This is a genomic window from Streptomyces zaomyceticus (assembly GCF_014656215.1).
GTDB classification, from domain to species: Bacteria; Actinomycetota; Actinomycetes; order Streptomycetales; family Streptomycetaceae; genus Streptomyces; species Streptomyces zaomyceticus.
In genome coordinates this window covers 100,232-126,840 of the sequence record NZ_BNBZ01000017.1, presented here as the reverse complement: position 1 = coordinate 126,840, position 26,609 = coordinate 100,232, and the positions used below count along the sequence as shown (strand labels likewise).

Genomic DNA, 26,609 nt, shown 5'->3' with positions numbered 1-26,609 from the left:
GCCGTTGATGTCAGCCGTGGATGTCAAAAGGCACCTACCAATATTGGTAGGTGCCTTTTTCCTTGTGCCCCCGGCAGGATTCGAACCTGCGACACCCGCTTTAGGAGAGCGGTGCTCTATCCCCTGAGCTACGAAGGCGAGAGGTACCGGGGACAGCCTAGCGGACGGTGGTGGTGGTTCGCTGAGGTGAGGGAGGGGTGGGGGAGGGACGTGCCGAGGGGCGGCTCCCGGTGGTGGTCGGGAGTCGCCCCTCGTTCGGCGCTGCGGTGGGACCGGTTCGGGTCAGCGGGTGGTCTCGCGGTTGAAGGCCGAGCGGGACCACAGGTAGCCGAGTGCCGCGAGGGCCGTGCACCAGGCCAGGGCGATCCAGCCGTCGTTGCCGATCTCCGTGCCGAGCAGCAGGCCGCGCAGGGTCTCGTTGATCGGGGTGAAGGGCTGGTACTCGGCGAACCAGCGCAGGGCGGTCGGCATCGATTCCGGGGTGACGACCGCGCTGCCGAGGAAGGGAAGGAACGTCAGCGGCATCGGGGCGTTGCTCGCGGCCTCCACCGTCTTGGCGCCGATGCCCATCGCCGCGGACATCCAGCTCAGGCCGAAGGACAGGAAGAGGAGCAGGCCCGTGGCGGCCAGCCACTCGACGGGCGAGGCGTCGGGGCGGAAGCCCACCGCGAAGGAGACTCCGGTGACCAGGACCAGGATCACCGCGACCTGGATGACGCTCGCGAGGACATGGCCCGTGAGGATCGAGCCGCGCGAGACCGACATCGTGCGGAAGCGCTTGACGATGCCCTCCGTCATGTCGGTGCAGACGGAGATGGCCGTCGTGATCGCCCCCGACGTCACGGCCATCAGGATGATGCCGGGCACCACGTAGTTCGTGTAGTCGCCGCGGTCCGCGCCCGTCCCGATGCCGGTGCCGAGCGCGCCGCCGAAGACGTACACGAACAGCAGCAGCATCACGATCGGCATCACGACGATCGTGATCGTCAGCGACGGGTAGCGCTGCAGGCGCTTGAGGTTGCGGCGCAGCATCGTCATGGAGTCGCGCAGGGCGTACGAGCGGGGCTTGGCCGGCTGGGTCGTCTCGGCCGGGGTGAGGGTCGCGGTGCTCATCGGTTCGACTCCTTCTGGGTGGTGGGGGTGTTCTGCCGGCCCGTGAGGGTGAGGAAGACGTCGTCGAGGTCCGGGGTGTGCATGGTGAGCGACTCGGCCCGCACCCCGCCGCCGTCGAGGGTGTCGAGGACCGCGCGGAGGTTGGCGACCGAGCCGTCGCTGGGGATCTGCAGGGTGAGCGACTCGTCGTCGCGGGTGGCGATGCCGAAGAGTCCCGCCGCCGCGGCCAGGCCTGTCTCGTCCGCGAACCCGACGCGGACGTGTCCGCCCGGGATCAGCCGCTTGAGTTCCTCCGCGGTGCCCTCGGCGACGAGCTTGCCGTGGTCCAGGACCGCGATGCGGTCGGCGAGCTGGTCGGCCTCCTCCAGGTACTGCGTGGTGAGGAAGATCGTCACGCCCTGTTCCGTGACCAGGTCCCTGATGAGCTCCCACATGACGCGGCGGCTGCGCGGGTCCAGGCCGGTGGTCGGCTCGTCGAGGAAGATGATCCGGGGCCGGCCGACCAGCGTCATCGCCAGGTCGAGCTTGCGGCGCATACCGCCGGAGAAGGTGGCGACGTTCTTGCGGGCCGCCTCGGTCAGCTCGAAGCGCTCCAGGAGTTCGGCGGAGCGGCGCCGGCCCTCGTCGCGGCTCAGGTGGTGCAGGTCGGCCATGAGGATCAGGTTCTCCTCGGCGGTCAGCAGTCCGTCGACGGCGGCGAACTGGCCGGTGACGCCGATCCGGCCGCGTACCGCGTCGGGGGCGGCGGCGACGTCGTGGCCCGCGATCCGTGCCTCGCCCCCGTCGGCCGCGATCAGCGTGGAGAGGATCTCCACCGTCGTGGTCTTGCCCGCTCCGTTGGGGCCGAGCAGGGCGAAGATCGTGCCCTCGGGGATCCGCAGGTCGATGCCGTCGAGCACCACCTTGTCGCCGTACGACTTGCGCAGGCCGGTCGCGGAGATCGCCACGGTGCGCGTGCTGGGGGCCGCTGTGGTCGCGGTGTTCATGGTGGGCGGGCCTTTCTCTTCGGGGGGACACCCGGGCGTTGGCTGTTGGTGGGGCGGTGCGGCTGTCGGCCGGCCTGCTTGGCGCTGGAGTGGCGCCATGCTGTGCCGTGCTTGCGCCATCATCGTGGCACATGGATGGCGCCATGTCGAGGACTTGTGGCGCCATGTGTGCTGCCACTGTGGGCGCCGCGTGTGGCGCCAGGTGGTGTCGGCTTGGCTCGGACCCCGTTGAGCTGGGGTTTTGTTCGTTCGGTGGCTTGGTCGTGGGGTGGCCCGTACGACAAAAAGACGCCCCCGCACCGGTTCGATCCGGTGCGGAGGCGCCTTCGGTGGCGCCAGATGGTGCGCTCAGCCGACCAGCGTGCGCTCCCCGTGCGGGTGCGGCGCCGCCTGCGGGCCGCCGAGCTTCTCGCCCTCGACGTCCACCCGCGGCAGGATCCGGTCCAGCCACTTCGGCAGCCACCACGCGGACCTGCCGAGCAGGGCGAACAGCGCGGGCACGATCGCCATACGGACGACGAAGGCGTCGAAGAGGACGGCGATCGCGAGGGCGAAGCCGATCATCTTGACGAAGTCGTTGTCCTCCACGATGAAGCCGGAGAAGACGCTCATCATGATGACCGCGGCCGCGGCGACCACCCGGCCCCCGTGACGGAAGCCGTCGACGACCGCCTGCGCCGGGCGGGCCCCGTGGACGTACGACTCACGCATCCGGCTGACCAGGAAGACCTCGTAGTCCATCGCCAGGCCGAAGACCACGCCGATCATGAAGATCGGCATCGTGCTCATGATCGGCCCCGGGGCGTCGATGCCGAAGGCGTCCGCGAGCCAGCCCCACTGGAAGACCGCCACGACCGCGCCCAGGGCCGCGGCCACCGAGAGCAGGAAGCCCAGGGCCGCCTTCAGCGGGACCAGGACGGAACGGAAGACCACCATCAGGAGCAGGAAGGCGAGGCCCACGACCAGCGCCAGGTACGGCAGCAGCGCGTCGTCGAGGGTCTGGGAGAAGTCGATGAACATGGCCGTCTGACCGGACACGAGGATCCGGGACGCGGTGTTCCGCTCCAGCTCGCCCGCGGTGTCGCGCAGGGTGTGGACCAGTTCCTCGGTCTTCTTCTCGGTCGGGCCCGTCTCCGGGACGACGGTGAGGATCGCGGTGTCGCCGGCCCTGTTGGCCGTGGCGGGGGAGACCGAGGCCACGCCGTCCGTCCCCGCGAGGGCCCTGCCGATCTCGTCACCCGCGGCCCTGGCGTCCTTCGCCTGCACCGTGACCATCAGAGGGCCGTTGAAGCCCGGCCCGAAGGACTCCGAGAGCAGGTCGTACGCCTTGCGCTGGGTGGTCTCCGTCGACATCTGGCCCTCGCCCGGAAGGCCGAGCTCCAGGCTCGTGGCCGGTACGGCGATCGTGCCGAGGCCGACCACACCGACGAGCAGGACGGCCACGGGGTGGCGCAGGACGCAACTCGCCCAGCGGGACCCCAGGTTGGGCCCGGACTTCTTCGCCGACTTCGCCTCGTGCCGGGCGGCCCTGCGCCGCCCGCGCTCCGAGAGCGGCTTGACCGCGTACCGCAGACGCCCCTTCCGGGCCATCACCTTGACCGGCGCGAATCCCAGCAGGGCGGGGACCAGCGTGATCGCGACGAGTACGGCGACCGCGACCGTGCCGGCCGCGGCGAGGCCCATCTTGGTGAGCATCGGGATGTCCACCACGGCCAGCCCGGCGAGGGCGACGACGACCGTGAGGCCCGCGAAGACCACGGCCGAGCCCGCCGTGCCGACCGCCCGTCCGGCGGCCTCCTCGGGCGTACGGCCCTCGGCCCGCTCGGCGCGGAACCGGGACACGATGAACAGCGCGTAGTCGATGCCCACCGCGAGGCCGATCATCATCGCGAGCGTCGACGTCGTGCCGGAAAGTCCCAGCGTGGAGCCGAGCGCCGTGATGCCCGAGATGCCGATGCCGACCCCGATCAGCGCGGTGATCAGCGGCATCCCGGCGGCGACCATCGAGCCGAAGGTCAGGACGAGGACGAAGGCGGAGACCAGGATGCCGATCTGCTCGCCGGTGCCCCCCATCGCCTGCTCGATCTTCACGGCGTCACCGCCGGCCTCGACGGTGAGCCCCGACCTCTCGGCCTGCGCGACGGCGGCGTCGAGGGCGTCGTGCGCCTTGTCGTCGACCTCCATCGCGGGAACCCTGTACGTCACCACCAGGTAGGCCGTCGTCCGGTCCTCGCTGATGCTGACGTCCGGGGACCTGTACGGGTCGGCCACGCCCACCACCTGCGGCGACGACGTCCCCAGCGTGGCGACGAGCCGTTCGACCACGGTCCGCCGGTCGGGCGCCGTGATCTTCGCGCCCTCGGGAGCCCGGACGACGACCCGGGCACGGGCGCCGTCGGCGCTCGCGTCCGGGAACTTCTCGGTCAGCAGGTCGAAGGCCTCCTGCGACTCCGTGCCCGGCATCGAGAACGTGTCGGCCGGCGGGGGCGGTGCCGACGCGGCGGCGAAGCCCATGCCGCCGAAGACCAGCAGCCAGAGCAGCACCATCACCCCCCGGCGGCGGAAGGCGAGGCGGCCCAGTCTGGAAAGGAACGTAGCCACGGTGGGCTCCCGTCGGGTCGGAGGTGGAGGGGAGAGAGGAGGCGGGGGAGGTGGGGGAGGTGGGGGAGGGCGGAGGTGGTGGGGGATTTCTGTGCCGGGGCAGCACCGCATGGCGCCATGGCGGCGGTCGGGTTGTGTGTGGTGGTCGTGCGAGGGAGGGGGCCGGCTCTGCGGGGATGCGGGGATGCGGGGATGTGGCAGTGCGTGGGTGTGCAGGTGGGTGCAGGTGCGCGGGTGGCGCTATGGCGCCACAGTCCCCGGGGCTCGGTTCAGGACGCGGTGGTGAGCAGGTCCCGGCGGGTCGGCGACGTCGGCAGGGCGACGGTGACCGGGGCGGGCCGCTTGCGGCCGGTGGCGAAGACGTACAGGCGCAGTGCCAGGAAGCGGCCGATGCCGGCGAGGGCCGAGGCCGAGAGGTACACGGTCTGCTCGACGGCGAGACCGGGAGTGCTGTCGAACGCGTGCAGGACGAGCACCGCGAGGGTGGTCACGGCGAAGGCGGCCGTGGCCGTCCCGGCGGACTGCAGGTGGTGGCGGAGTCCGCAGCGGAGCAGGCCGCGCCCGGCGGGTCGCTGCTCCGACGCGAAGGTGAACCGGGCGTGCAACTCGGTCGCGAGGACCGTTGAGACCACGGCGATCAGCGCGTTGGCCAGGGCGAACGGCAGGAAGGCCGCGAGCAGGGCGACGGCCGCGCTGGAAGCGAGGCCCACTCCGCCGCCGAGGATCACGAAGCGGACGAAGGAGCTGACGGCGCCGGGCGTGTCAGGTGAGCCGGGGGAGTTGGGGGTGCTGGGGGAGCCTGGTGAGCCGGGGGAGTTGGGGGTGCTGGGGGAGCCTGGGGTGGCGCGGGTCTCGCGGGGTTCGCGGGTGCTGGTGTGTAATGCGCGGTCCATCGGGCTCTCCCTCCCCTTGATGCGTTGCCATGCGTTGCCATGCGATGCGATGCGATGCGTCGTGCGGGTCGTGCGCCGTGACGTTCCGTCTACGCGCGGCGGATGACGATGTCGCCGACGCTCGTACGGCCCCGGACCTCGACCGTCTCCTCGGACTGCCCCGGGCCGTCCGCCGTCCCCAGCTCGTTGCGTACGCGGCCGGCCGTCGACCGGACGTCGAGCCAGGCCGCCGTACCCTCGGCGATGCCGATCTCCAGGCCTCCGGCGGAGGAATCCAGGGTGATCCGGCCGCGTACGACCTCGTCGAGGCGGATGCTGCCGCTGGAGGTCTTGGCGGTGACCGAGGACTGGGCGCGCAGGACGCTGATCGGCCCGTTGGACGAGTTCACCCGCAGCTCCCCGCCGACCTCGCCGATGACGGTCTCGCCGTTGAGGTTCTTGATGGTCGCGGATCCTTCGATCCGGCCGACGCGTACCCGGCCCGACCCCTGGATCTCGGTCTCGCCCGTCGTACGGTCCACGACGACGTCGCCGTGCGTGGTCTTCAGCCGTACGGTCGCGGCCTCGTCCAGCTGGATGTCCCCGGCGGCGGTCGTGAGGCGGCAGTCGCCGAACCGTCCCTCGCCGATCAGCTCGCCGAGGCCGGTGCTTCCGGTCAGCTCCGAGCCGGCGGGGAGTTCGACGGTCACGTCGACCGAGCCGATCTTGCCGAACAGCGAGCGCTTCTTGGGGCCCTTGACCAGCAGCTTGCCGCCCGCGCAGGTGACCTTGGTGTCCGCGGCGGCCTGCACGTCCAGCTTGTCGCCGGGGTCGCTGGGCGCCACCTCGACCACGGTGTCGGTGCGCTTTCCGGCGATGATCCGGGCCCGCCCCATCTCGATCTCGACGGTGGCGGAGAGGGGCTCGGGGGTTTCGAAAGTAGGCATGGCTGTGCCGTCCTCTGGCTCGGTGGAGTGTGTGCTCGGGTGAAGTGCCTTGATACGACGGTGGGATACGGGGTGAGGTGGACCCGTCCCGGTGTGACGGTGGCCGCGTTCGGCTGCCGCTAGCGGACCCAGCCCGTGAAGCCCTGTCCGACGGAGGAGCCCGGGCCCGTCGTGCCCTTCCGGGTACGGCCCGCCGTGCCGGGTTCCAGGGCGGCGGCCACGGCTCGGACCAGCCAGGCGTTGACCGAGAGGCCCTCGCGGCTCGCGGCCTCCTCGACCCGGATCTTGAGCTGGGCCGGCGGACGGAAGTTGATGCGCGAGGTGGCGCCGCCCTCCTCGCCCTCGACGAGGGGTACCGGCGGGGGCGGCGGGGCCTGGACCGTGGTGTCGGCCTCGTCGAAGAGGTCGGCGGTGGGCGGTGGCGTCACCACGAACTCCGGGTTCAGACCGCGCAGCCGCAGGTCGACCGAGCCGGGCGCCAGGTCACGGGTGACCTCGTCCATCGCGTCCGACAGGGCGTTGAGCAGCGTCAGACGGGCGGCCGACTCGAGCTGACCGGTGAGCCGGTCGGCCAGGGCGCGGGCTTCGTCCCCGCCCGCCTGGGCGGCCACACCGAGCTCGTGGCGGAGGTTGTCTACGTACGGGGTGAGGTCCATGACGCAATAGTGGCACCATCATGGCGCCATTGCAAGTCATCTGGCGCCACATTGCGCCATCGTGCGCCATGTGGCGCCATGGAGTGCCATGGGGGGCTGGGCGGCGCCACGTCGTGCTGCCCCGCGTCGGTGCGTGCGGCAAGTGGCCGGCTGATCCCGGTGGCCCGGTGGCCCGGTGGCCCGGTGGCCCGGTGGCCCGGTGGCCCGGTGGCCGGCTGATCCCGGTGCCCCGGTGCCCCGGTGCCCCGGTGCCCCGGTGCCCCGGCGTCCGCGATCCGAGTGGCCCGGCGTCCGCGATCCCGGTGGCCCCCGCATCCCCCTGCCGCCAGAGATCTTTCTCGCGCCCGCCGGATGGCCTAGGTTCCCGGTGGGGCCCTCAAGGGCCCTTGGGGTGGGGTGGGTTGGGGCGAGTCGGAGTGGGTCGGGGGATCCACGGCCGTTTCCTCGGGTGTCACCGACACCGGCTCCGACCGCGAGGGAAGGAAAGCGATGACCTGCGAGACGACGACGGAGTCCGGCCCGCCGGCTCCGCGAGAGGGCCGTGGCGCCTCAGAGGATCACGTGGGAGGTCCGGTCCCCGGCCGGCCGTTACCCGGGGCGTGCGGCCGCGCCGTCCGCGGAGCCTGAGGGGCCGTGGTCGTGGTCATGGCTTCCGACCCCTGGCAGGGGCACGACGTCGGCGGGCTCTTCGTCGGCCTGTTCGCCGGTTCGACGATCCTCATGGCGCTCACCGTGTACCTGGGCTCACGGCTCTCCCCGGGGACCCTCCGCCGGTACACCCCGTCCCGCGTCTGCCGGGACGTCTCCCTGGCCGCGGTCGCCGCCGGAGCCGTCCTCTATCTGTGGGGGCTCCTCCACGTCCTCCTCACCGAGGAGCAGGAACAGGCCGAGGAGTGCGCGGCGCGGCGCCCCGCCGACGTGCCCGGACTCGTCGGCCTCCGAGGGGACTTCGTCCCGCTCCGCCTCGTCTGCGAGACGTCGAACGGCCACGACTACGACGTCCTCATCCCCGACTACATCAACCCGGCCCTCGCCGTTCTGCTGCTGCTCGCGCTCGGCGGCGCCGCGGCCTCCGGCCTGCTGAATCGCGCGCGGCGACGCGCGTTCACCGGGAGGAGGGCCTGATCGGGCGGGTGGTGGCGCGGCCCCCGACGTGACGGAGCCCACCCGGGGTTGACCCGGTGAGGGGCGGCGCATAGCGTCGCGGCGCAGGTGGGCAGGCGCTTGAGGAGGTCCTCGTGGTGGAAGCGCGGCTGACCGCGCCCGGCGCTCCCTTCGCGGTGAGCGAGGGGGTGTACGCCTCCGGGCCGCGGACCCTGCGGGAGTTCGTGGAGGTCGTCTGGGGGTACGGGGACCAGGTGTTCCTGGTCTCCGAGGACACGCGGACGACGTACCGGGAGTTCTTCGACGAGGCGTGCGGGCTCGCGCGCCGACTGGTCGGCGAGTACGGACTGCGGTCGGGGGACCGGGCCGTGGTGGCCATGCGGAACCGGCCCGAGTGGCAGGTCGCGTTCTGGGCCGCGCAGCTGGCGGGCCTCGTCGCCGTCCCCCTCAACGCCTGGTGGACCGAGGACGAGTTCGCGTACGCGCTCGGCGACTGCACGCCGGGCGTGTTGCTCGTGGACGGGGAGCGGGCCGGGCGGGTGCGGGCGTGGGCCGACCGGAACGGGGTGCCCGGGATCGTCTTCCCGGACGGGCCCGAGGACGTCCACGGGCAGCGGCTCGGGAGTGTTCCGGCGGACGGCTTCGTGACATACGTCCCCGACACCGATCCCTTCCTCGGGCCGCCCGTCGTCGACGTCCTGCCCGAGCACGACGCCACGATCATCTACACCTCCGGCACCACCGGGCGGCCCAAGGGCGCCGTCGCCACCCAGCTCGCCCAGGCCGGGGCCGCCATGAACCCCCGGTACTTCGCCGCCGCCGCGGCCCTCGCGCGCGGCGACGTGCCCGGGACCGGGCCCGCGCCCGTGTCGCTGACCACGTTCCCCTTCTTCCACGTGGCCGCGTTCACCTCCTTCTACGGTGTGATGGCGGCCGGCGGCACCCTGGTGACGATGCGGAAGTGGGACGCCGGCCGGGCGCTCGAACTCATCCGGGAGCACCGCGTCACCCACTACGCGGGTGTGCCCACCACCGCCCTCCAACTGCTCGACCTCGCCCGTTCCACCGGCGACGGTCTGGACAGCCTCACCCTGCTCAGCACCGGTGGCGCCGCCGCTCCGCCGGGGATCGTCGACGGGATCACCGCCGGGTACGGGGAGCGGCTGGAGCCCCGCAACGGCTACGGGCTGACCGAGACCAGCGGCGGAGTCCTGTCGAACGTCGGCGCCGAGTACCGCGCCCACCCCGGGAGCGTCGGCCGGCCCTCGCCCACGACCGAGGTGCGGATCGACCGGCCCGACACCGAGGGCGTCGGCGAGCTGTGGCTGCGCGGGCAGGCCCTGGTCCGGGGCTATTGGGGGGACGAGGAGGCGACCCGTGCCGCCTTCGGCGAGGACGGGTGGTTCAGGACCGGGGACCTCGCGCGGGTGGACGCGGAGGGGCGGGTCAGCATCGTCGACCGGCTCACCGACATGGTGATCCGGGGCGGCGAGAACGTGTACTGCGTCGAGGTGGAGGGCGTGCTGCATCAGCACCCCGACGTGGTCGACGCGGCCGTTCTCGGCGTGCCGCACCCGCTCCTGGGCGAGGAGGTCGCGGCCGTCGTCCGGCTGCGGCCGGGCGCCGCCGCCGGGACCGAGGAGCTCCGCGCGCACGTCGGCGCCCGCCTCGCCGCCTTCAAGGTGCCCGCACACGTCCTCGTACGGGAGGAGGAACTGCCCCGGAACCCGACCGGGAAGATCCTCAAGCGGGAGTTGCGGGGCGAGTTGCTCAGTCGCGGGTGATCCGGACCCGGTACGTGCCGTCGGCGTCCTCGTCGAGGACGCTGATCCGGATGCCGTTGGCGCGGTCCGTGAACGTCTCTCCGGGGCGGTACGGGGCGTCCGACAGTTCCGCGTGGACGTTGGCGCGCCGGGTGCAGCCGCCGCTCGCGTGCTCGCTGTCGGACACGGTCACGGGGCCGTGGCCGGTGTCCACGTCGGACTCCACCCGGTAGACCAGGACGCCCTGCTCGCAGACCGCCTCGTCGTTGCCGTCCTTGCTGCGGACCTCGACCGCGTATCCGGAGGTGCCGGAGAGCGGGACGAACGCGAGCTTGGGGCCGCCGGTGGTCGCGAGCGGAGTGAGGGTGTAGTCGCCGGTGCCGGGGTCGGACGCGCAGCCGATCTGGTCGTTGTCGAGCCAGCCCAGCTTCCACTTGTGCCAGCCGAGCAGGTCGTTGTTGGCACCCCAGTCCTCGGACATGATGTCCCAGTGCCCGACGGTGCCGCCGCCGTCCGAGGTGTACAGGTCGGGGAGGCCGAAGACGTGCCCGTTCTCGTGCGGCAGGACCCGGTAGCCGGTCTCGGCGAAGCTGCCGGAGCCGTCGTCCTGGCGGCTGTAGACGAAGGACGTGTTGGCGAGCGGCACGCCGTCCGCGTAGGGGGCCTCGTCGTTGCCGGAGAAGGTCACGGACAGGACGGTGTCGAGGGCGGAGGGCCCGGCGTTCGGCGTGACCAGGACGTTGACCAGGTCGTACGCGCTGAAGTCCACCTGGGGGTCGGCCGCTTTGACGATGTCCTGGACGAGGGAGCGGTAGCCCGGTTCGTACGGTGAGCCGCGTTCGATCCCGTACGCCGAGAACGCCTGGGGCATCCGCAGCCAGTCCGGTATCGGCGCCTGGGCCTGGTAGTCCAGTCGCCCGTACGAGCTGATGCGGAACCAGTCGGCGGTCTGCGGGAAGAACTCGCGGAAGCGGCCCATCGCCGTGCCGTCGCCGATGGCGTCGGGGAAGTCGATCATCAGGTTGAGGGCCCTGACCTGGCCCGTGGAGCGGACGTATCCGGGGGCGGTGGGCAGCCCCTCCGACATCTGCACGCCCATCGTGGTGGCGATGCGACACGGCCCCAGCTGGGCGCCGCCCGGGGCGGCGGCCACGGGGCCCGCCGAGGCCGGGGCGGGACCGGGGAGGGTGGTGCTCGCGGAGGCGAGCAGCGTGAGGGAGAGCGCCGTGGTCGCGGCCAGGGCGAAGGGTCTGCGTATCCGTCGGCGGGGGTGCTGCATACGGACGCCTCTCCGGTGGGGGCAGGTCGGCGGCGCGGCCCCTTCGGTGGTCGCGGGGCCGCGCTGTGCGATCAGCCTGTGACGGGAGGTACCGGCGCGCGCGCCGGGTGGCCCGATCGTGGGTATTCCGACCGGGGGTGGAGATGTGACCCAGGTCACGAACGCGGCGGGAAATAACCGGGGACCCAGTCCCCGTTTAGGACTGTGTTGAGCGAAGTGGGGAGTCCTTCCCCGGATACCCCGGATACCCCGGATACCTCGGATACCTCGGGGGCCGGATACGCCGGACACCCGGATTACCCCCGGAGGAGTGTCCTCCGGGCTCGCACCGAGTTACCGAGTACCGAGTCCTGAGTACCGAGTCCTGAGTACCGAGTCCTGAGTCCCGAGTGATGTGAGGAGGTCGTGGCGTGACCAGTGCCGCCGCCGACACCGCGCCCGCCCGCCGCGTACCCCGGCCACGCGCCGACGCCCTGCGCAACCGCGAGCGGATCGTGTCGGCCGCCCGCGAGATGTTCGTCGAGTTCGGCCCCCAGGTGCCGTACGACGAGGTCGCGCGCCGGGCCGGCGTCGGGAACGCCACGCTCTACCGGAACTTCCCCGAGCGCAACGACCTCGTCCGCGAGGTCGTGCTCTCGATCATGGCCCGCGTCACCGAGCTCGCCGAACGGGCCGCCGAGGAGGACGACGTCTTCGCCGGCCTCCGGCGGTTCACCCACGCCGCCGCCGACGAGCGCATCGGCGCCCTGTGCCCGATGCTCGACGGCGCCTTCGACAAGGACCATCCCGACCTGACGGTCGAGCGCGAACGCCTGGAGGAAGCCGTCCAGTCGCTCGTCGACCGCGCCCAGCAAGCCGGCCGGCTCCGCGCCGACGTCGGTGTCGGGGACCTGATGGTCGCGGTCTCCCAGCTGACCCGCCCGCTGCCGGGAACGGCCTGCGGCGCCGGCTTCGACCAGTTCGTCCATCGCCATCTGCAGCTGTTCCTCGACGGCCTGGAAGCGCCCGCGCGCTCCGAGCTGCCCGGGGCGGCCGTGACCCTGGAGGACCTGAGGCGCGACTCCTGCTCGCCGCGGACGCCGTGACGGCCTCCTAGCGCTCCGCCCGTTTCGACTTACGCATACGTCCTTTTTTCGCCAGTACGTGCCAAGAGGTGGCTACCCCCATGCCCAAAGTTCCCGACCACACCGTGACCCACGCCGACCCGGGCCGCTGGAAAGCGCTCGTCTTCATCGCCCTCGCCCAGCTGATGGTCGTGCTCGACGCGACGATCGTGAACATCGCCCTGCCCTCCGCCCAGCAGGACCTCGGGATCTCGGACGGCAACCGGCAGTGGGTCATCACCGCCTACGCCCTCGCCTTCGGCGGTCTGCTCCTCTTCGGCGGCCGCATCGCCGACCTGTGGGGCCGTAAGCGCACCTTCGTCGTCGGCCTGATCGGCTTCGCCGCCGCCTCCGCCCTCGGCGGGGCCGCGACCGGCGAGGCCATGATGCTCGGTGCCCGCGCGCTCCAGGGCGCCTTCGGCGCGCTGCTCGCGCCCGCCGCGCTCTCGCTGCTCGCCGTGACCTTCACCGACGGCAAGGAGCGCGCCAAGGCCTTCGGCATCTACGGCGCGATCGCCGGTGGTGGCGGCGCCGTGGGTCTCATCCTCGGCGGTTTCCTCACCGAGTACCTGAACTGGCGCTGGACGTTCTTCGTCAACATCCCGTTCGCCATCGTCGCCGCCGTTGGCGCGTACCTCGTGATCCGTGAGCCCGCGGGCGGCCGCAACCGCTCCACGCTCGACATCCCCGGCGTGATCCTCTCCACCCTGGGTCTGGTCGCCCTCGTGTACGGCTTCACCCGCGCCGAGTCCGAGGGCTGGAGCGACGCCGGCACCATCGGCCTCTTCATCGGATCCGCGGTGCTGCTCCTCGCCTTCGTCCTCACGGAGGCGAAGGTGAAGTCCCCGCTCCTGCCCCTGCGCGTCCTGACCGACCGCAACCGCGGCGGTGTCTACCTGTCGCTGGGTCTCGCCGTCATCTCGATGTTCGGCCTGTTCCTCTTCCTGACCTACTACCTGCAGGTCGTGAAGGGCTACTCGCCGGTCATGACGGGCTTCGCGTTCCTCCCGATGATCGCGGGCATGATCATCGGCTCGACGCAGATCGGTACGCGGCTGATGACCCGCGTCCCGCCGCGCATGCTGATGGCCCCCGGCTTCCTGACCGCCGGTGTCGGCATGCTGCTGCTCACCCAGCTGGAGATCGGCACCTCGTACGCCGGTCTGATCCTGCCCGCGCAGCTGCTGCTGGGTCTGGGCATGGGTACGGCCTTCATGCCGGCCATGTCGCTCGCGACGCTCGGCGTGGACCCGCGGGACGCCGGTGTGGCCTCCGCGATGGTCAACACCTCGCAGCAGGTCGGCGGCGCCATCGGTACGGCCCTGCTGAACACGATCGCCGCCTCGGCGACCACCGCGTACCTGACGGACAACGCGGCGGGCGCGACCACCCCGGCCGGGCAGAAGCTGCTCCAGCTCCAGGGCATGGTCGAGGGCTACACGGCGGCCATCTGGTGGGCCGTCGGCATCCTGGTCGTCTCGGCCGTGATCGCGTTCACCCTGATCAACACCGGCAAGCCGGACATGGGTGTCGTGGCCGGGTCCGGCGAGGGCGCGGACGACGAGGTGAAGGTGCCCGTCATCGCCCACTGAGCCCAGTGGTCACACTGAGCCCAGTGGTCACATTGAGCCCAGTGGTCACACTGAGCCCGCTGATCGCACTCCCTGCCCTGGTTCCGCCGCTGTTCGCTCAGCGGAGCCAGGGCAGGTCCGCGTCCGGTCCCTGGGGTTCGAGACCCTCGGCCATGACGCGCATGATCGTGCCGAGCTGCTGCACCTGCTCGGCGGACAGCCGGTCGAAGAGGGCCTGGCGGACCGCGGTGACATGACCGGGGGCGTTCTGCCGGAGGACCTCCGTCCCCTCGTCCGTCAGCCGGGCGAACTGGCCCCGCTTGTCGGAGGCGCAGGTCTCGCGCCGCACCCAGCCGTTCTTCTCCAGCCGGGCGATCGCGTGGGAGAGGCGGGAGCGGGTGATCTTGGCGCTCTTGGCCAGCTCGGTCATCCGCAGCCGGCGGCGCGGGGCCTGGGAGAGCTGGACGAGCAGCCCGTAGTAGATGTGCGGCATTCCGGCGTCGCGTTGCAGCTGGCGGTCGAGGTGGTCCTCGAGGAGCGTGGTGGCGTGCAGGTACGCGCGCCAGACGTGCTGCTCCTCGTCGCTGAGCCAGCGGGGTTCGGTCATGTCTCCCATGATGCCCAATCCTACGACTCATTCTTGAAAGTTGAACTATATCGGTCTACGCTGCTGCTGAACGGTGAGCTTGAAGTTTCAAGAACTGAGGAAGTCGGAGGTGGTCGCCATGGACGCCACGCTGGAACGCATGCCCGCCCTGTACCTGTCCCACGGTGCCCCGCCGCTCGCCGACGACCCCGTCTGGCCCGGCGAGCTCGCCGCCTGGTCCGCGGACCTCCCGCGCCCCAAGGCGATCCTCATGGTCTCCGCGCACTGGGAGGAGGCCCCGCTGGCACTCGGCGCCACCGAGACCGTCCCGCTCGTCTACGACTTCTGGGGCTTCCCCGAGCACTACTACCGCGTCCAGTACGCGGCACCCGGCGCGCCCGCGCTCGCCGAGTCCGTCCGCAAGCTGCTCCGCGCGCCCGGCACGCCCGTGCAGGACATCCCCGACCGGGGCCTCGACCACGGCGCGTACGTGCCGCTCGTCGAGATGTTCCCCGGCGCCGACATCCCCGTACTCCAGATCTCCATGCCCACCCTCGACCCGCGCCGCCTCATGGACATCGGGCGCAGGCTCGCCCCGCTCCGCGACGAGGGCGTCCTGATCGTGGGCAGCGGCTTCTTCACCCACAACCTCGCCGCGCTCCGCCACACCGGGGGCGGGGTGCCGGGCTGGTCCGCCGAGTTCGACGCCTGGGGGCACGAGGCCCTCGCCGCGCACGACGTCGACGCCCTCCTGGACTTCGCGCACAAGTCGCCGGCCGGGCGCCTCGCCCATCCGCGCACCGAACACTTCGCCCCGCTGTTCGTCACGATGGGCGCGGCGGACGCGGCCGGCGACCTCGACGCGGAGCGGTCGGTCATCGACGGGTTCTGGATGGGGCTGGCCAAGCGGTCGGTGCAGTTCGGCTAGGTCGCCGTTCGGGTAGGGCGCGTTCGGCGGGTCCGGTTCGGTTCCGGCGGTCCGGCCGGTCCGGGTCGGCCGGTCCGGCCGGTCCGGGTCGATTCGGTTCGGCGGGTCGGGTGGGGCCGGTCCCGGAAGGTCAGAAGACCGGCGGGTTCAGCTCGATCGCGCGGACGGCGGCGGCGAGCGCGAGCGGATCGCCCACGTCCAGCGCCGTGTCGGTGAACTTGATCGTGTGGTCGTCGCCGTGCGCCGCCGCCCGCTCGAAGACCTCCTCGGCGGTGAGAGGGGTCGCCGCCGGGGCCGCGGACTCCGCCGGGGTGTACGCGGCGGTCACCGCGGCCGCCGCCGCCCACGCCGCCGCCAGGCTCGGGGCCCACAGCTCGCGGGGGAGCGCGGGCAGGGTGCGCAGGACGGCGTTCGGAGCGGTCGCCGCGTGAACGAGCATGATCGGCTCGCCGTGGCCGTGTGTGGCGTACCGGTGGGTGGCCGCCGTCACCAGCTCGGTGAGCAGGTCCTTCGCCGTGTCGGGGTCCGGAGCCGCACCCCAGGCCGGGAACGCCGTCAGCTGGACGAGCCGGTCCCGGATCCCGCCGTCCTGCACCGGAACCGGCGGTACGGCAGCCAGCGCGGCCGCCGCAGTCGGCGCCGCGGCCAGCGCGGTGAGGGGCGGCAGCGGCTGACTCCGGGCCGCCCAGTAGCCGAGGGCGTGCGCCAGCTCCGCACGGCGCGGAGCGGTCGCCCCCTCGTCGCCGGACGACAGCAGGGTGCGTACGGCATGACCGGTACGGATCACGGGATGCGTCGCCGAGGCCGCGATGCCCGGCAGCAGCCGGGGCCACCACTCGGCGAGGACCTCCCGCCAGGGGTGCTCGTCGAGCTCGCGTGCGAAGAAACGGGTCCAGTCGGTGATCCTCTTCGGGTCGCCGAGCGCCTCGCGCCAGCCGTCGGCGGTGACCGGGCGGTACGGGGGCGGCAGCTCCTCCAGCTTGTGCGCGTAGCGATCCAGCCAGCGGTGCACGGTCGAGGCCTGGCCGTTGCGGACCAGGGCCTCGACGGCCATCGGGGCGTGGTTGGTGAGCCAGCCGTTGCGCTCGGGGCCCGTGGTGTGGAGGCGTGCGAGGGCTTCGTCGAGGGTGCCGGATGCGTCGGTGCCGGATGCGTCGCTCATGGCGCCGACGGTAGGGCGGGGCCGGGGTGGGGCGTAACGGGCTCGGGACCTAGTCCGCTGGGCGGCCAGGACCTGGTCCGTGAGACCGAGACGGGTGCGCGGAACGCGGTCGGCGGGCTCCTGCGCGCGGGTCGGCGAGGGTCGTGCGTGCTCCTGCTCACGGGGCTGCGCGGCACCGGCGCGCGGTCGGCACGGCTCGGGTGAACGCTCGGCTGAACAGGTCGGCGCGACTTCGTCCCGGGGTGGGCAACCCGACGGCCCGTCCCGACGTCTTGAGGGATGGCGCCGCATGTGATCGCAGTCTCACCGACGGTGTGGTCGGGAACCCGCGAGCGGCGCCGAATCACCCTCCGTGCCCGGTCTGACCTGCACCTCCGTGGGTGCCGGAGGCATGCCCGAAGGGGCGGCGGCGACGCAGGATACTGCATGATCGCGAAAATCCATGTGCCGGGTGGGAATTCTGTCCTGATTCCAGTCGTTGTTTCCGTCGGATGCAGGGCACCCGAAAGGGTGTCGCGACCTACTCAGCAAGGGAGCACGCATGGCAACCCGTGCCGTCGCCCGTCGTCAGACCTCCGCCAAGAGCGGGGCCGGCCGGGCAAGCAGCGTTCGCGCCGTGGGCGGGGAGATCGCCGACCGCGACCTGGTCGGCATGTACCTCGACGAGATCGCGCGCACGCCCCTGCTCGACGCCGCCAAGGAGGTCGAGCTTTCCCAGACGATCGAGGCGGGCGTCTACGCCCAGCAGATCCTCGACGGGGAGGTGGAGAGCGAAGCCGGCGGGGCGGCCCGTGAGGAGCTCGAAGCGCTGGTCGCCGAGGGCGAGCGTGCCAAGGACCTCTTCATCAAGTCCAACCTGCGGCTCGTGGTGGCCGTGGCGCGGCGCTATCCGCGCAGCGGACTGCCGCTGCTCGACCTGATCCAGGAAGGGAACGCGGGCCTGGTCCGCGCGGTCGAGAAGTTCGACTACGCGAAGGGCTTCAAGTTCTCCACGTACGCGACGTGGTGGATACGCCAGGCCATCACCCGGTCCATCGCCGACCAGTCCCGCACCATCCGGCTCCCCGTCCACCTCGTGGAGGAGCTCGGCCGGATCCGCCGGGTCCAGCGCGAGTTCAACCGGGAGCACGGCCGGGAGCCCGAGCCGGCGGAGATCGCGGCCGAGCTGGACACGAAGCCCGAGCGGGTCGTCGACGTCCTCGACTGGGCGCGCGACCCGGTCTCGCTGAACATGTCGGTGGACGACGGCGGCGAGACGCAGTTCGGCGACCTCCTCGAGGACACGTCGGCGGTGTCGCCCGAGCAGTCGGTGCTCACGCTGCTGCGCAGCGAGGAGCTCGACGACCTCATCGACAAGCTCGACCACCGGACCGCCTCGATCATCCGTATGCGGTACGGGATCGAGGACGGGCGCGAGCGGACGCTGACCGAGGTCGGCAAGCAGCACGGCCTCACGCGGGAGCGGATCCGCCAGATCGAGAAGCACGCGCTCCTGGAACTGAAGAAGATGGCGCACGACACGGGCTTCGACGCGGTGGCCTAGGGCGGCCGGCTGCCTGGGCCCCGGGTGCCCCGGGGCTCCGCCCGGTCGTCCCGGGCGGGGTCGGCGCCTGCGGCGCCCCGGGCCGTGCCGGCCTCCGGCCGGACCCGGGGTTCCCACCCGCACCACCCGTGCGGATACGACGTCGGCTGCGGGCGCCCTCGTGGGGCGCGCCCGCCGTCGGCGACAGCGGGCCCGGGGGCGGCCCGCGCCCGGACACGGCGCCCTGGCCGTGCGCGCCCTGACATCGCCGGTACGGGCCGGGGCCGTGCGCGCCCGGATACGGCCCCGTACCGGCAATGCCGGCACCCCCGGACACGGCGGCCCGGGGGGGCGTATCCGCCCGGGCACGGTCGTACCAGTCATTCCCGCACCCGGACACGGCGGCCCGGGGCCGTACACACCCCGGACACAGCCGTCGCAGCCAATGGCCCACCCGGACACGCGGCCCGGGGGCGTACCCGCCCGGGCGCGGCCGTACCAGTCATTCCCGCACCCGGACACGCGGCCCAGGGGCGTACCCGCCCGGGCGCGGCCGTACCAGTCATTCCCGCACCCGGACACAGCCGTCGCAGCCATGGCCGCGCCCGGCCGGCGCGCGCTGGTGGCGAGTCGGGTCAGCCGCGTGCTGCCGCTGCCGTCAGTCGGGTGCCCAGGTCCTCCACGTAGGTGAGCAGTGCCTCCGGGCCGTGGATGGTGAAGGGGGCGTCCACCAGGGCCAGGCGGAGCGCCAGCCATTCGACGGAGTCCGTCGAGCGGGTGAGGAGGCGGCACGTGGTGGGGCCCGTCGGGGTGGGGACCAGGTGGGAAGGGAGGCGGGCCGTCACGAAGTCGGCGGGGGCGTCGAAAGCGACGTCCAGGTCGAGTTCGGGCTGCGCCCGGGACATGGAGCGGGCGAGGAGCTGGGCCGCGTCGCCCGCAGGAAGCTCGCGGGGGGTGAAACGGGCGCCCGTGGCGAGCGGGTCGGTCACCCGGTCCACCCGGAAGGTGCGCCAGTCCTCCCGCCCGAGGTCGTACGCCACGAGGTACCACCGGCGTCCGGTGGAGACGAGCCGGTAGGGCTCGACCAGGCGCTTCGACTCGGCCCCGTCCCCCGCCCGGTAGCCGAAGCGCAGCTTCTCCCGGCCCGTGACCGTGCCCGCCAGGGTGGTCAGCGTGGCCGGGGTGACCGTGGCGCCGTCGCCCCGCGTCAGCGGGAGCGTGGCGTTCTGGAGGGTCGAGACCCGGTGCCGCAGCCGCGCCGGCAGCACCTGCTCCAGCTTCGCCAGGGCCCGTACCGACGCTTCCTCCACGCCCTCGATCGCGTGCCCGGCCCCCGCCCGCAGACCGACCGCGATGGCGACGGCCTCCTCGTCGTCGAGGAGGAGCGGCGGCATGGCCGTGCCGGCGACCAGCCGGTAGCCGCCGACCGCGCCGAGCGTCGCCTCGACGGGATAGCCGAGGTCACGGAGCCGGTCGATGTCCCGGCGGATCGTGCGAGCGGAGACCGAGAGCCGTTCGGCGAGTTCGCTTCCGGGCCACTCGCGCGGGGTCTGGAGGAGCGAGAGCAGATTCAGGAGTCGTACCGGGGTGTCCGTCATGCCCTTCAGCATGGAGGCCATCTAGGACTTCATTTGACCTAGATGGCCTTTATCTTCTCCGTATGAGTGCACACGACGCCGGCGTCACCACGGACGCGGCCCCCACCGACACGAGCGACAAGCGGCGCTGGATAGCCCTGGCCATCGTCATGACGGCCGCCTTCATGGACCTGGTCGACGCCACGATCGTGAACATCGCGATCCCCAGCATCGAACGGGACCTCGGCGCCTCCTTCGGGGCCATCCAGTGGACCACCGCCGGGTACGCGCTCGCGTTCGCCGCCGGGCTGATCACCGGCGGTCGACTCGGCGACATCTACGGTCGCAAGCGGCTCTTCCTCCTCGGCACGGCGGGCTTCACGATCGCCTCCGCGCTCTGCGGCTTCGCCGCCAACCCGGAGATGCTGGTCGCCTCCCGCCTCCTCCAGGGCGCGGCGGCCGCGATGATGGTGCCGCAGGTCCTGTCGATCATCCACGTGACCTTCCCGGCGCACGAGCGCGGCAAGGTCTTCGGCATGTTCGGCGCGATCATCGGGCTGGGCGCGGTCTCGGGCCCGCTGCTCGGCGCGCTGCTCACGCAGTGGAACATCGCGGGCCTGGAGTGGCGCCCGATCTTCCTGATCAACCTGCCGGTCGGCATCGCGGGCCTGATCCTGGGCCGGAAGTTCATCACCGAGTCGAAGGCGCCGAAGGCGCTCCGCCTCGACATCGTGGGCATGCTCCTGGTGACGGCCGCCCTGCTGATGCTGATCTACCCGCTGACCCGCGGCCGCGAGCTGGACTGGCCGGTGTGGGGCCACGTGATGATGGTCGGCAGCCTCGTCGTCTTCGCCGCGTTCGTCGCGTACGAGCGGATGAAGGCGAAGAAGGACGGCTCGCCGCTCGTCGAGCTGACGCTGTTCAAGGTGAAGAGCTTCGCGGCGGGCATCGCGGTGCAGCTGACCTTCGGCGTCGTGATGGGCATCTTCTTCCTGGTCTGGACGCTCTACATGCAGATCGGCCTCGGCTGGACCCCGCTGCGGGCCGGTGTGACCGGTGTGCCGTTCTCCATCGCCGTCTCCACGGCCGCGGGCCTCTCGGTGCAGAAGCTGGTGCCGCGCTTCGGCCGGAAGGTGCTCCAGACGGGCGCGCTGACGATGATCGCGGGCGTGCTGCTCTACCTCTTCGAGGCGGGGCGCTACGGGGCGGACATCACGTCCTGGCAGATGATTCCGCCGCTGGTCGTCATGGGCCTCGGCATGGGCCTGATCGTGGCGCCGCTGACGGACGCGGTGCTTTCGGAGGTGCCGAAGGAGCACGCGGGTTCGGCCTCGGGTCTGATCAACACGACCGGGCAGATGGGCAACGCGCTCGGGCTCGGCCTGGTGTCGGTGGTCTTCTTCGGCGTGATCGACGGCAAGCCCGCTCCGAAGTCTCCCGCCGAGGCGACCGCGGCGTTCACGGACGCCTTCCAGAACGCCATGGGCTGGGTGGCGGGCGTGCTCGCCGTGATCTTCCTGGTGATGTTCGCGCTTCCGGCGAAGCCGAAGCAGCACCTGGAGGGTGGCGGTGACGACGAGGGCGTCGCGACCGAGAAGGAAGCGGTGCTCGCGCACTGATGCGCTGGTGCGCTGATTCGCTCATGTACTGAGCGTGGCTCTGGCCGTGGCCGTGGCTGCGGCAGGGCGATGGGGGAACGAGGGGCGGTGCGGGTTCGCACCGCCCCTCGTGTTATCACCGTTCCGTCAGGAACGCTTCAGAGTTCGAGGGAGGCGGTTCGGTTCGCCGCTGAAGGCGAGGTCGCCCTTGAACTCCTTCCCCGGATGGCTCCGCAGTGCCGGAATGGGTGACTGGGCCGTCCAGCCCTCGACCCAGTTGAAGGTCGCGCCGTTGGTGGTCCCGTGGGTCTGCCACACCGTTCCGGCAGTGGTCACCACCTTGATGAAGGCGTCGTTGCCCTGGTCCGTGAAGGAGATTCCGCAGGCGTTCGCCGGGTAGTTCGAGGGCTGGCCGTTGGGCAGGGTGTCGGTCAGGTCGACCCAGGTGATCGGTCCACCCGCGGTAATGGCCCGACCGGCGTACGCCTTCCCGTTGATGAGGGCGGCGCTGAACTCCTCGGTGTTCGAGGGGGCGAAGGTGTCGATCTCGTAGCAGGAGGACGCGCCGGTGGCGCCGGTCGCGCCGGTCGCGCCGGTCGCGCCGGTCGCGCCGGTCGCGCCTGTGGCGCCTGTGGCGCCTGTGGCTCCGGTCGCTCCGGTCGCTCCGGTCGCTCCGGTTGCACCCGTGGCGCCTGTGGCTCCCGTCGCTCCGGTTGCTCCGGTTGCGCCTGTGGCCCCGGTCGCCCCGGTGGCACCGGTGGCCCCCGTCGCGCCAGTGGCACCGGTCGCACCGGTCGCACCGGTCTCACCGGTCGCGCCCGTGGAGCCCGTGGCACCCGTTGAGCCGGTCGCTCCGGTCGCTCCGGTCGCACCGGTCTCACCTGTCGCGCCCGTGGCGCCCGTGGCACCCGTGGCTCCGGTCGCACCGGTCGCACCGGTCGCCCCGGTCTCACCCGTTGCGCCTGTCGCTCCGGTGGCCCCAGTGGCCCCGGTGGCCCCGGTCGCGCCCGTGGCTCCAGTGGCCCCAGTCGCTCCGGTCTCGCCAGTAGCACCCGTCGCGCCCGTAGCTCCGGTCTCGCCGGTGGCTCCAGTGGCGCCGGTTGCGCCCGTCGCCCCGGTCTCACCCGTCGCACCCGTTGCGCCCGTCGCCCCGGTCTCACCCGTAGCTCCGGTCGCTCCGGTCGCACCCGTGGCTCCAGTGGCCCCGGTCGCTCCCGTGGCTCCGGTGGCGCCCGTGGCGCCCGTCGCGCCCGTCGCCCCCGTGTCTCCCGTCGGGCCCTCCGGCCCCGTGGGGCCGGGTGGGCCCGGCGGGCCGGACTGGCATTCGTCGTGGCCGCCCGCCATCGCGCGCTGCGTCGCGCTCGGGTCGCCTGCGCCCTCCACGAGGGGGCGGATCGTCCCGTCCAGGAACTGCTGCAGGTCGGTCGACTGCCCGGCCTCGTCCGCGGTGCGGTGCGGGCCGTCGTGCGGGTGGGGGCCCTGCTCCCACGGCGGCGGGCCGTCGTGCTCGTGCGGGGGCCGCTCCTCGCAGGGGTGGTCCGGGGCCGGACCGGCGGTGGTGACGCCCGCCGGTCCGAGTTCGAGGGTCTTGCCGAACGCGACGGCCGGCTGGGCCGCGAAGCCCGTGAGTACGAGGGCGACCGAGGCGATCGCCCCGCCGCCGAGCCACGCGCGCCGCCGCGGGAGCGGTCCCAGCGGGGTCCTGGTCCTGGTGACAGGACGCATGCATGCTCCTTCCTCCACCGGCTCGACGGCCGGTGCGAGTGATGTCCGGGGAAGCACCTGCGTGCCCCCTTTGTCGGATCATCGGATCGCGGGCGTGGCGGCTTGACGGCTCGGTGGCACGGATAACGCCATGGCGTATCGCCCGTAGCCGATTGGGTGCGTACACGACAGCGAACTCCGGACCGCCCATCGGCGCGTCGGCGCCGTGTTCCTGCCCGGCGTCCGTAGGGTCGCCCACCCGCCAGCTCCTCCCGCCCCCACCGGAAGTGGTGTTGCCGTGAAGCCGTCCATCTGCCTGTGCATGATCGTCAAGAACGAGGCCGCCGTCATCGAGCGCTGCCTCGCCTCCGTCCGCGGTCTCGTGGACACCTGGGTCATCTCCGACACCGGGTCCACCGACGGGACCCAGGAGCTGATCCGGAAGGCCCTCGACGGCATCCCCGGTGAGCTCCGTGAGGAGCCCTGGGTGAACTTCGGTCACAACCGCAGCCTGAACATCGGGCTCGCCCGGGGCCGGGCCGACTACCTTCTGCTCCTCGACGCCGACCATGTCCTCCGGCAGGAGGGGCCGCTGCCCGAGCTCACCGCCGACGCGTACATGATCAAGCACGAGGGTGCTCTGGAGTACCGCATCAAACGCCTGGTCAAGGGCGGTCTGCCGTGGCGGTACGAGGGGGTCACCCATGAGTACCTGACGGCCGACCGGGACCACGTCCAGGAGAACTTCGACGCCCTCGTCATCGAGGACTACGCCGACGGCGGCTCCCGCCACGACAAGTTCGAGCGCGACGCCCGGCTCCTGGGCGCCGAGCTGGAGCGCGACCCGTCGAATCCGCGCACCGTCTTCTATCTGGCGCAGACGATGCGGGACCTCGGCCGCACCGAGGAGGCCGTCACGCTCTACGAGCGGCGCGCGGCCATGGGCGGCTGGGGCGAGGAGGTCTACTACTCCCTGCTCCAGTCGGGTGTCCTGCGCGCCGACTCCGGCGACTGGCCGGCCGGGATGGACGCGCTGTCGCGGGCCTGGGAGTCACGGCCGGAACGGCTCGAGGCCTGTTACGAGATGTCGGGCCGGCTGCGGAAGCTGGGCCGCTACCGGACCGCTCACGCCGTGGTCTCCTCGGTCCTGGACCGGAAGCGGCCGGAGGCGGATCTGCTGTTCCTCCAGCCGTGGGTCTACCGCTGGGGGCTGCTCTTCGAGTACTCGGTCACCGCGTACTGGGTGGGCGACCACGCCGCTTCGCTGGCCACCTGCGAACGGCTTCTCGCGATGCCGGACCTGCCGGAGGCGTACCGCGAACAGACCCGGGCCAACCGTGAGTTCGCCATTCGCCGGCTGGTCGAGGCCGCCGCCCCGGCGCTGACCTGACCTGAGCACCCGGGACGGGCAGGAGCCGGGACCTGCCGGGGCCGGGCGTGCGGGAGCGGGGACGTACGGAAGCCGGACGTATCACAGCGGGGGCGGCGTGGTGCCCGGGGCGGGCCCGGGCACCACGGGTGTCAGCGGACCCGGGAGCGGGACTCCATCGCCCCGCGGGCCGCGCACTCGTCCTCGTACACCTCGCACATGTGGCGGCCGTCCGGTGTCGCGGTGTGCTCGACCTCCCAGAGGCTGACCTCGCTGCCGTCGAGCAGCAGGAACTGGTGCTCGTAGAGGGTGAAGCCGGCGCCCCGGCCGCCCTCCGCCGGGCAGTGGCGCCCGAAGGCCTGGGTGATGTGGTGCGCGAAGGCCAGCCGGAGCCGGCGGGCCGTCCGCTCGCCCGGCCGGTCCGCGTTCTCCGCGCGCCGCAGGACGCGGCGCGCGTGGTCGGCGGACTTGTCCGGCACGTACATCCGGGGCTGGGCGGGTATGGGGCGGGCGAGCAGGGCGCTCAGCAGCTCCAGGTCGTCGTCCTCGTCGAGGACGCGACCGTCGGAGTGCTCCGCGCTCCAGCCCGGCAGCGGTCCGGTCGGCAGACGGGAGGCGGCGAGCCGGGCCTCCGACTCCTCGGCGTACAGCTCGAACTGCTCGGCACCGTCCCGGCCGGCGTTGTGCGTGAGCTCCCAGAGACTGAGGGCCGAGCCGTCGCTCAGCAGATACGTGTGGCGGTAGGTGGCGCGGTGCAGTGACGCGCTGTGGTGCGAGGAGTGCAGCGCGCTGGAGTGTGCGAGCGCCGTACCGAGGCGCTCGACGGTCGAGTCGGGCAGGTCGAAGGAGTTGAGCGCCCGGCCGAGAAGTCGCGCGAGGTGCGCCTCGGTCGTCTCGTGGGGATCGTGAGGATCCTGCGGATCGTTCAAGAGGGTCTCCAGGCCGTCGCCGCATGTCACTTGGTGCTTGCTTAACGTAGTCCCTGGGTCTGACATCGTGTCCGGGGTTCCGGAAAACGAAGGGCGTGTACGGGAAGTTCCCGCCCCGTCCCGGGCGATTTCACCCAACTCCCTTGAGCTTACCGGGAGTACGTCTCCGACCGCGTTCCGTAGAGCTCACTGTACGAGGGGAAGTCGCCGCCCGGTCCGCGCCGGCCGCCGGGGGCGGCGAGCACCGCGCGGACGATCGCCCGGGTCACCAGGTCGGCGCCGGCGGCCAGGACCTCGTTCAGGGCGAGCGGGCCGGGTCCCTCGGGCAGTTCCCGCGCCCCGGTGGCGAGCGCGAAGACGGTGTCCCCGTCGTTCATCAGGTGCACCGGACGCAGGGCGCGCGCGATGCCGTCGTGCGCCGTGCCGGCGACCTTCTGCGCCTGTGCGCGGGTCAGCGCCGCGTCCGTGGCGACGACGGCGAGCGTGGTGTTCAGCGGGGGAGGGGCGGCCGCCTCCCGTGCCGCGGCGAGGCGCCGCACCGCCGCCTCGTGCACCGCAGCCCCGGGGAAGGAGGGCCGGCCCCCGTCGTAGTAACTCCCGTACAGCGCGCCCGTCGCCGGGTCGACGGCCGAGCCCACCGCGTTCACCACCACCAGCGCGCCGACCGTGATCCCCGACTCCAGGACCGTGCTCGCCGTGCCCACCCCGCCGCGGAGGCCGCCGACCACGGCGCCCGTGCCCGCGCCGACCGCGCCCGTCTCCACGCGCGCGTGGTCACCGCTCGCGTCGGCGGCCTCCACCGCCGCCCGCCCCGTCGACGCGTCCGGCCGGGCCGTGAAGTCGCCACCCCTGCCCAGGTCGAAGACACAGGCGGCGGGCACCACCGGCACCACATGGGACGGGTCGGGACCCACCCGCACGCCCCGGTGCCGCTCCTCCAGCCAGGCCATCACCCCGGCGGCGGAATCCAGCCCGTACGCGCTGCCGCCGGTCAGGACGACCGCGTCGATCCGCCGGACGACGTTCCTCGGGTCGAGCGCGTCGGTCTCCCGCGTACCCGGACCGCCGCCCCGGACGTCCACGGCGGCCACGACCCCGCCGACCGGGGCGAGCACCACGGTCGTACCGCTCAGCGCTTTGTCGCCCGCCACGCGCGCGTGCCCCACGCGCAGACCGCGTACATCGGTGATCGAGTCCGTCGTCCCGTGCTGTTCGGGCTGTGTCATGTCCCCTGCCTAC

General features: G+C 72.3%; 21 protein-coding genes and 1 tRNA gene. 8 read left to right on the top strand and 14 right to left on the bottom strand.

The window, feature by feature from the left end; all coding sequences use genetic code 11:
* Nucleotides 1–65: 65 nt before the first annotated feature.
* The 7 genes from IE311_RS22340 to IE311_RS22310 all read right to left on the bottom strand — a co-directional run bounded on the left by IE311_RS22340 (nt 66) and on the right by IE311_RS22310 (nt 7,175).
* Nucleotides 66–138: transfer RNA gene (locus IE311_RS22340), tRNA-Arg, on the bottom strand.
* A 144-nt stretch (nt 139–282) separates the two neighbouring features.
* Nucleotides 283–1,113: an ABC transporter permease gene (locus tag IE311_RS22335; protein ID WP_189833542.1), complete on the bottom strand. Its 831-nt coding sequence runs from the start codon at nt 1,111–1,113 to the stop codon at nt 283–285.
* The gene (locus tag IE311_RS22330) at nt 1,110–2,099 is read right to left on the bottom strand and encodes an ATP-binding cassette domain-containing protein (RefSeq protein WP_189833541.1); all 990 of its coding nucleotides are present in this window, start codon (nt 2,097–2,099) and stop codon (nt 1,110–1,112) included. The genes IE311_RS22335 and IE311_RS22330 overlap by 4 nt, the downstream gene beginning before the upstream one ends.
* A 348-nt stretch (nt 2,100–2,447) precedes the next feature.
* Complete coding sequence (locus IE311_RS22325) at nt 2,448–4,700, bottom strand: MMPL family transporter (protein ID WP_189833540.1); 2,253 nt, start codon at nt 4,698–4,700, stop codon at nt 2,448–2,450.
* A gap of 269 nt (nt 4,701–4,969) precedes the next feature.
* Complete coding sequence (locus tag IE311_RS22320; protein ID WP_229902080.1) at nt 4,970–5,593, bottom strand: hypothetical protein; 624 nt, start codon at nt 5,591–5,593, stop codon at nt 4,970–4,972.
* Nucleotides 5,594–5,682: 89 nt separating this feature from the next.
* Nucleotides 5,683–6,519 carry a DUF4097 family beta strand repeat-containing protein gene (locus tag IE311_RS22315; RefSeq protein WP_189833539.1) on the bottom strand — a complete coding sequence of 279 codons (837 nt, stop codon included), beginning with the start codon at nt 6,517–6,519 and terminating at the stop codon, nt 5,683–5,685.
* A 119-nt stretch (nt 6,520–6,638) separates the two neighbouring features.
* The gene (locus IE311_RS22310; protein ID WP_189833538.1) at nt 6,639–7,175 is read right to left on the bottom strand and encodes a hypothetical protein; all 537 of its coding nucleotides are present in this window, start codon (nt 7,173–7,175) and stop codon (nt 6,639–6,641) included.
* Nucleotides 7,176–7,820: 645 nt separating this feature from the next.
* On the opposite strand from IE311_RS22310, the gene IE311_RS22305 reads away from it, so the two are divergent.
* Nucleotides 7,821–8,300: a hypothetical protein gene (locus IE311_RS22305; protein WP_189833537.1), complete on the top strand. Its 480-nt coding sequence runs from the start codon at nt 7,821–7,823 to the stop codon at nt 8,298–8,300.
* A 113-nt stretch (nt 8,301–8,413) separates the two neighbouring features.
* A complete protein-coding gene (locus IE311_RS22300) occupies nt 8,414–10,063 on the top strand; it encodes a class I adenylate-forming enzyme family protein (protein ID WP_189833536.1) in 1,650 nt (549 codons plus the stop codon).
* Here the strand turns inward: IE311_RS22300 and IE311_RS22295 are convergent.
* Nucleotides 10,050–11,321, bottom strand: coding sequence for a M6 family metalloprotease domain-containing protein (locus tag IE311_RS22295; protein WP_189833535.1), 1,272 nt, complete (start codon nt 11,319–11,321; stop codon nt 10,050–10,052). The genes IE311_RS22300 and IE311_RS22295 overlap by 14 nt on opposite strands.
* A gap of 410 nt (nt 11,322–11,731) precedes the next feature.
* On the opposite strand from IE311_RS22295, the gene IE311_RS22290 reads away from it, so the two are divergent.
* Together IE311_RS22290 and IE311_RS22285 are read left to right on the top strand one after the other, a co-directional pair.
* Complete coding sequence (locus tag IE311_RS22290) at nt 11,732–12,406, top strand: TetR/AcrR family transcriptional regulator (RefSeq protein ID WP_189833534.1); 675 nt, start codon at nt 11,732–11,734, stop codon at nt 12,404–12,406.
* An 80-nt stretch (nt 12,407–12,486) separates the two neighbouring features.
* Nucleotides 12,487–14,016, top strand: coding sequence for an MFS transporter (locus IE311_RS22285; protein ID WP_189833533.1), 1,530 nt, complete (start codon nt 12,487–12,489; stop codon nt 14,014–14,016).
* A 97-nt stretch (nt 14,017–14,113) separates the two neighbouring features.
* Here the strand turns inward: IE311_RS22285 and IE311_RS22280 are convergent, their stop codons facing one another.
* Nucleotides 14,114–14,602, bottom strand: coding sequence for a MarR family winged helix-turn-helix transcriptional regulator (locus IE311_RS22280; protein WP_189833532.1), 489 nt, complete (start codon nt 14,600–14,602; stop codon nt 14,114–14,116).
* 118 nt (nt 14,603–14,720) lie between these two features.
* Between IE311_RS22280 and IE311_RS22275 the strand changes: the two genes are divergently transcribed.
* On the top strand, nt 14,721–15,509 hold the full coding sequence (locus tag IE311_RS22275) for a dioxygenase family protein (RefSeq protein WP_189833531.1): 789 nt from the start codon (nt 14,721–14,723) through the stop codon (nt 15,507–15,509).
* A 130-nt stretch (nt 15,510–15,639) separates the two neighbouring features.
* Here the strand turns inward: IE311_RS22275 and IE311_RS22270 are convergent, their stop codons facing one another.
* Nucleotides 15,640–16,671, bottom strand: a complete 1,032-nt coding sequence (locus IE311_RS22270) for a questin oxidase family protein (protein ID WP_189833530.1) — start codon at nt 16,669–16,671, stop codon at nt 15,640–15,642.
* 541 nt (nt 16,672–17,212) lie between these two features.
* On the opposite strand from IE311_RS22270, the gene IE311_RS22265 reads away from it, so the two are divergent.
* Entirely contained in the window at nt 17,213–18,214 is a 1,002-nt protein-coding gene (locus IE311_RS22265; RefSeq protein ID WP_189833529.1) for a sigma-70 family RNA polymerase sigma factor, read from the top strand.
* A 614-nt stretch (nt 18,215–18,828) separates the two neighbouring features.
* Here IE311_RS22265 and IE311_RS22260 read toward each other — a convergent pair.
* Nucleotides 18,829–19,791: a helix-turn-helix transcriptional regulator gene (locus IE311_RS22260; protein WP_189833588.1), complete on the bottom strand. Its 963-nt coding sequence runs from the start codon at nt 19,789–19,791 to the stop codon at nt 18,829–18,831.
* Between the two features lie 62 nt (nt 19,792–19,853).
* On the opposite strand from IE311_RS22260, the gene IE311_RS22255 reads away from it, so the two are divergent.
* Nucleotides 19,854–21,389, top strand: a complete 1,536-nt coding sequence (locus IE311_RS22255) for an MFS transporter (RefSeq protein ID WP_189833528.1) — start codon at nt 19,854–19,856, stop codon at nt 21,387–21,389.
* Between the two features lie 126 nt (nt 21,390–21,515).
* On the opposite strand, the gene IE311_RS37235 is transcribed toward IE311_RS22255, so the two are convergent.
* On the bottom strand, nt 21,516–23,093 hold the full coding sequence (locus IE311_RS37235) for a hypothetical protein (protein WP_308439824.1): 1,578 nt from the start codon (nt 23,091–23,093) through the stop codon (nt 21,516–21,518).
* A 277-nt stretch (nt 23,094–23,370) separates the two neighbouring features.
* Between IE311_RS37235 and IE311_RS22245 the strand changes: the two genes are divergently transcribed.
* Nucleotides 23,371–24,462, top strand: coding sequence for a glycosyltransferase (locus tag IE311_RS22245; RefSeq protein ID WP_229902079.1), 1,092 nt, complete (start codon nt 23,371–23,373; stop codon nt 24,460–24,462).
* A gap of 131 nt (nt 24,463–24,593) precedes the next feature.
* On the opposite strand, the gene IE311_RS22240 is transcribed toward IE311_RS22245, so the two are convergent.
* Together IE311_RS22240 and IE311_RS22235 are read right to left on the bottom strand one after the other, a co-directional pair.
* A complete protein-coding gene (locus IE311_RS22240) occupies nt 24,594–25,436 on the bottom strand; it encodes a DUF6227 family protein (protein WP_229902085.1) in 843 nt (280 codons plus the stop codon).
* 83 nt (nt 25,437–25,519) lie between these two features.
* Nucleotides 25,520–26,596 carry a P1 family peptidase gene (locus tag IE311_RS22235; protein ID WP_189833526.1) on the bottom strand — a complete coding sequence of 359 codons (1,077 nt, stop codon included), beginning with the start codon at nt 26,594–26,596 and terminating at the stop codon, nt 25,520–25,522.
* Between the last annotated feature and the right edge of the window lie 13 nt (nt 26,597–26,609).

What these genes read in the sequence shown, in the direction of transcription:
- IE311_RS22335 (WP_189833542.1), bottom strand. Translation starts at nt 1,113, where the DNA reads ATGAGCACCGCGACCCTCACCCCGGCCGAGACGACCCAGCCGGCCAAG.
- IE311_RS22330 (WP_189833541.1), bottom strand. Translation starts at nt 2,099, where the DNA reads ATGAACACCGCGACCACAGCGGCCCCCAGCACGCGCACCGTGGCGATC.
- IE311_RS22320 (WP_229902080.1), bottom strand. Translation starts at nt 5,593, where the DNA reads ATGGACCGCGCATTACACACCAGCACCCGCGAACCCCGCGAGACCCGC.
- IE311_RS22315 (WP_189833539.1), bottom strand. Translation starts at nt 6,519, where the DNA reads ATGCCTACTTTCGAAACCCCCGAGCCCCTCTCCGCCACCGTCGAGATC.
- IE311_RS22310 (WP_189833538.1), bottom strand. Translation starts at nt 7,175, where the DNA reads ATGGACCTCACCCCGTACGTAGACAACCTCCGCCACGAGCTCGGTGTG.
- IE311_RS22305 (WP_189833537.1), top strand. Translation starts at nt 7,821, where the DNA reads ATGGCTTCCGACCCCTGGCAGGGGCACGACGTCGGCGGGCTCTTCGTC.
- IE311_RS22295 (WP_189833535.1), bottom strand. Translation starts at nt 11,321, where the DNA reads ATGCAGCACCCCCGCCGACGGATACGCAGACCCTTCGCCCTGGCCGCG.
- IE311_RS22285 (WP_189833533.1), top strand. Translation starts at nt 12,487, where the DNA reads ATGCCCAAAGTTCCCGACCACACCGTGACCCACGCCGACCCGGGCCGC.
- IE311_RS22280 (WP_189833532.1), bottom strand. Translation starts at nt 14,602, where the DNA reads ATGACCGAACCCCGCTGGCTCAGCGACGAGGAGCAGCACGTCTGGCGC.
- IE311_RS22275 (WP_189833531.1), top strand. Translation starts at nt 14,721, where the DNA reads ATGGACGCCACGCTGGAACGCATGCCCGCCCTGTACCTGTCCCACGGT.
- IE311_RS22270 (WP_189833530.1), bottom strand. Translation starts at nt 16,671, where the DNA reads ATGAGCGACGCATCCGGCACCGACGCATCCGGCACCCTCGACGAAGCC.
- IE311_RS22265 (WP_189833529.1), top strand. Translation starts at nt 17,213, where the DNA reads ATGGCAACCCGTGCCGTCGCCCGTCGTCAGACCTCCGCCAAGAGCGGG.
- IE311_RS22260 (WP_189833588.1), bottom strand. Translation starts at nt 19,791, where the DNA reads ATGACGGACACCCCGGTACGACTCCTGAATCTGCTCTCGCTCCTCCAG.
- IE311_RS22255 (WP_189833528.1), top strand. Translation starts at nt 19,854, where the DNA reads ATGAGTGCACACGACGCCGGCGTCACCACGGACGCGGCCCCCACCGAC.
- IE311_RS37235 (WP_308439824.1), bottom strand. Translation starts at nt 23,093, where the DNA reads ATGCGTCCTGTCACCAGGACCAGGACCCCGCTGGGACCGCTCCCGCGG.
- IE311_RS22240 (WP_229902085.1), bottom strand. Translation starts at nt 25,436, where the DNA reads ATGTCAGACCCAGGGACTACGTTAAGCAAGCACCAAGTGACATGCGGC.
- IE311_RS22235 (WP_189833526.1), bottom strand. Translation starts at nt 26,596, where the DNA reads ATGACACAGCCCGAACAGCACGGGACGACGGACTCGATCACCGATGTA.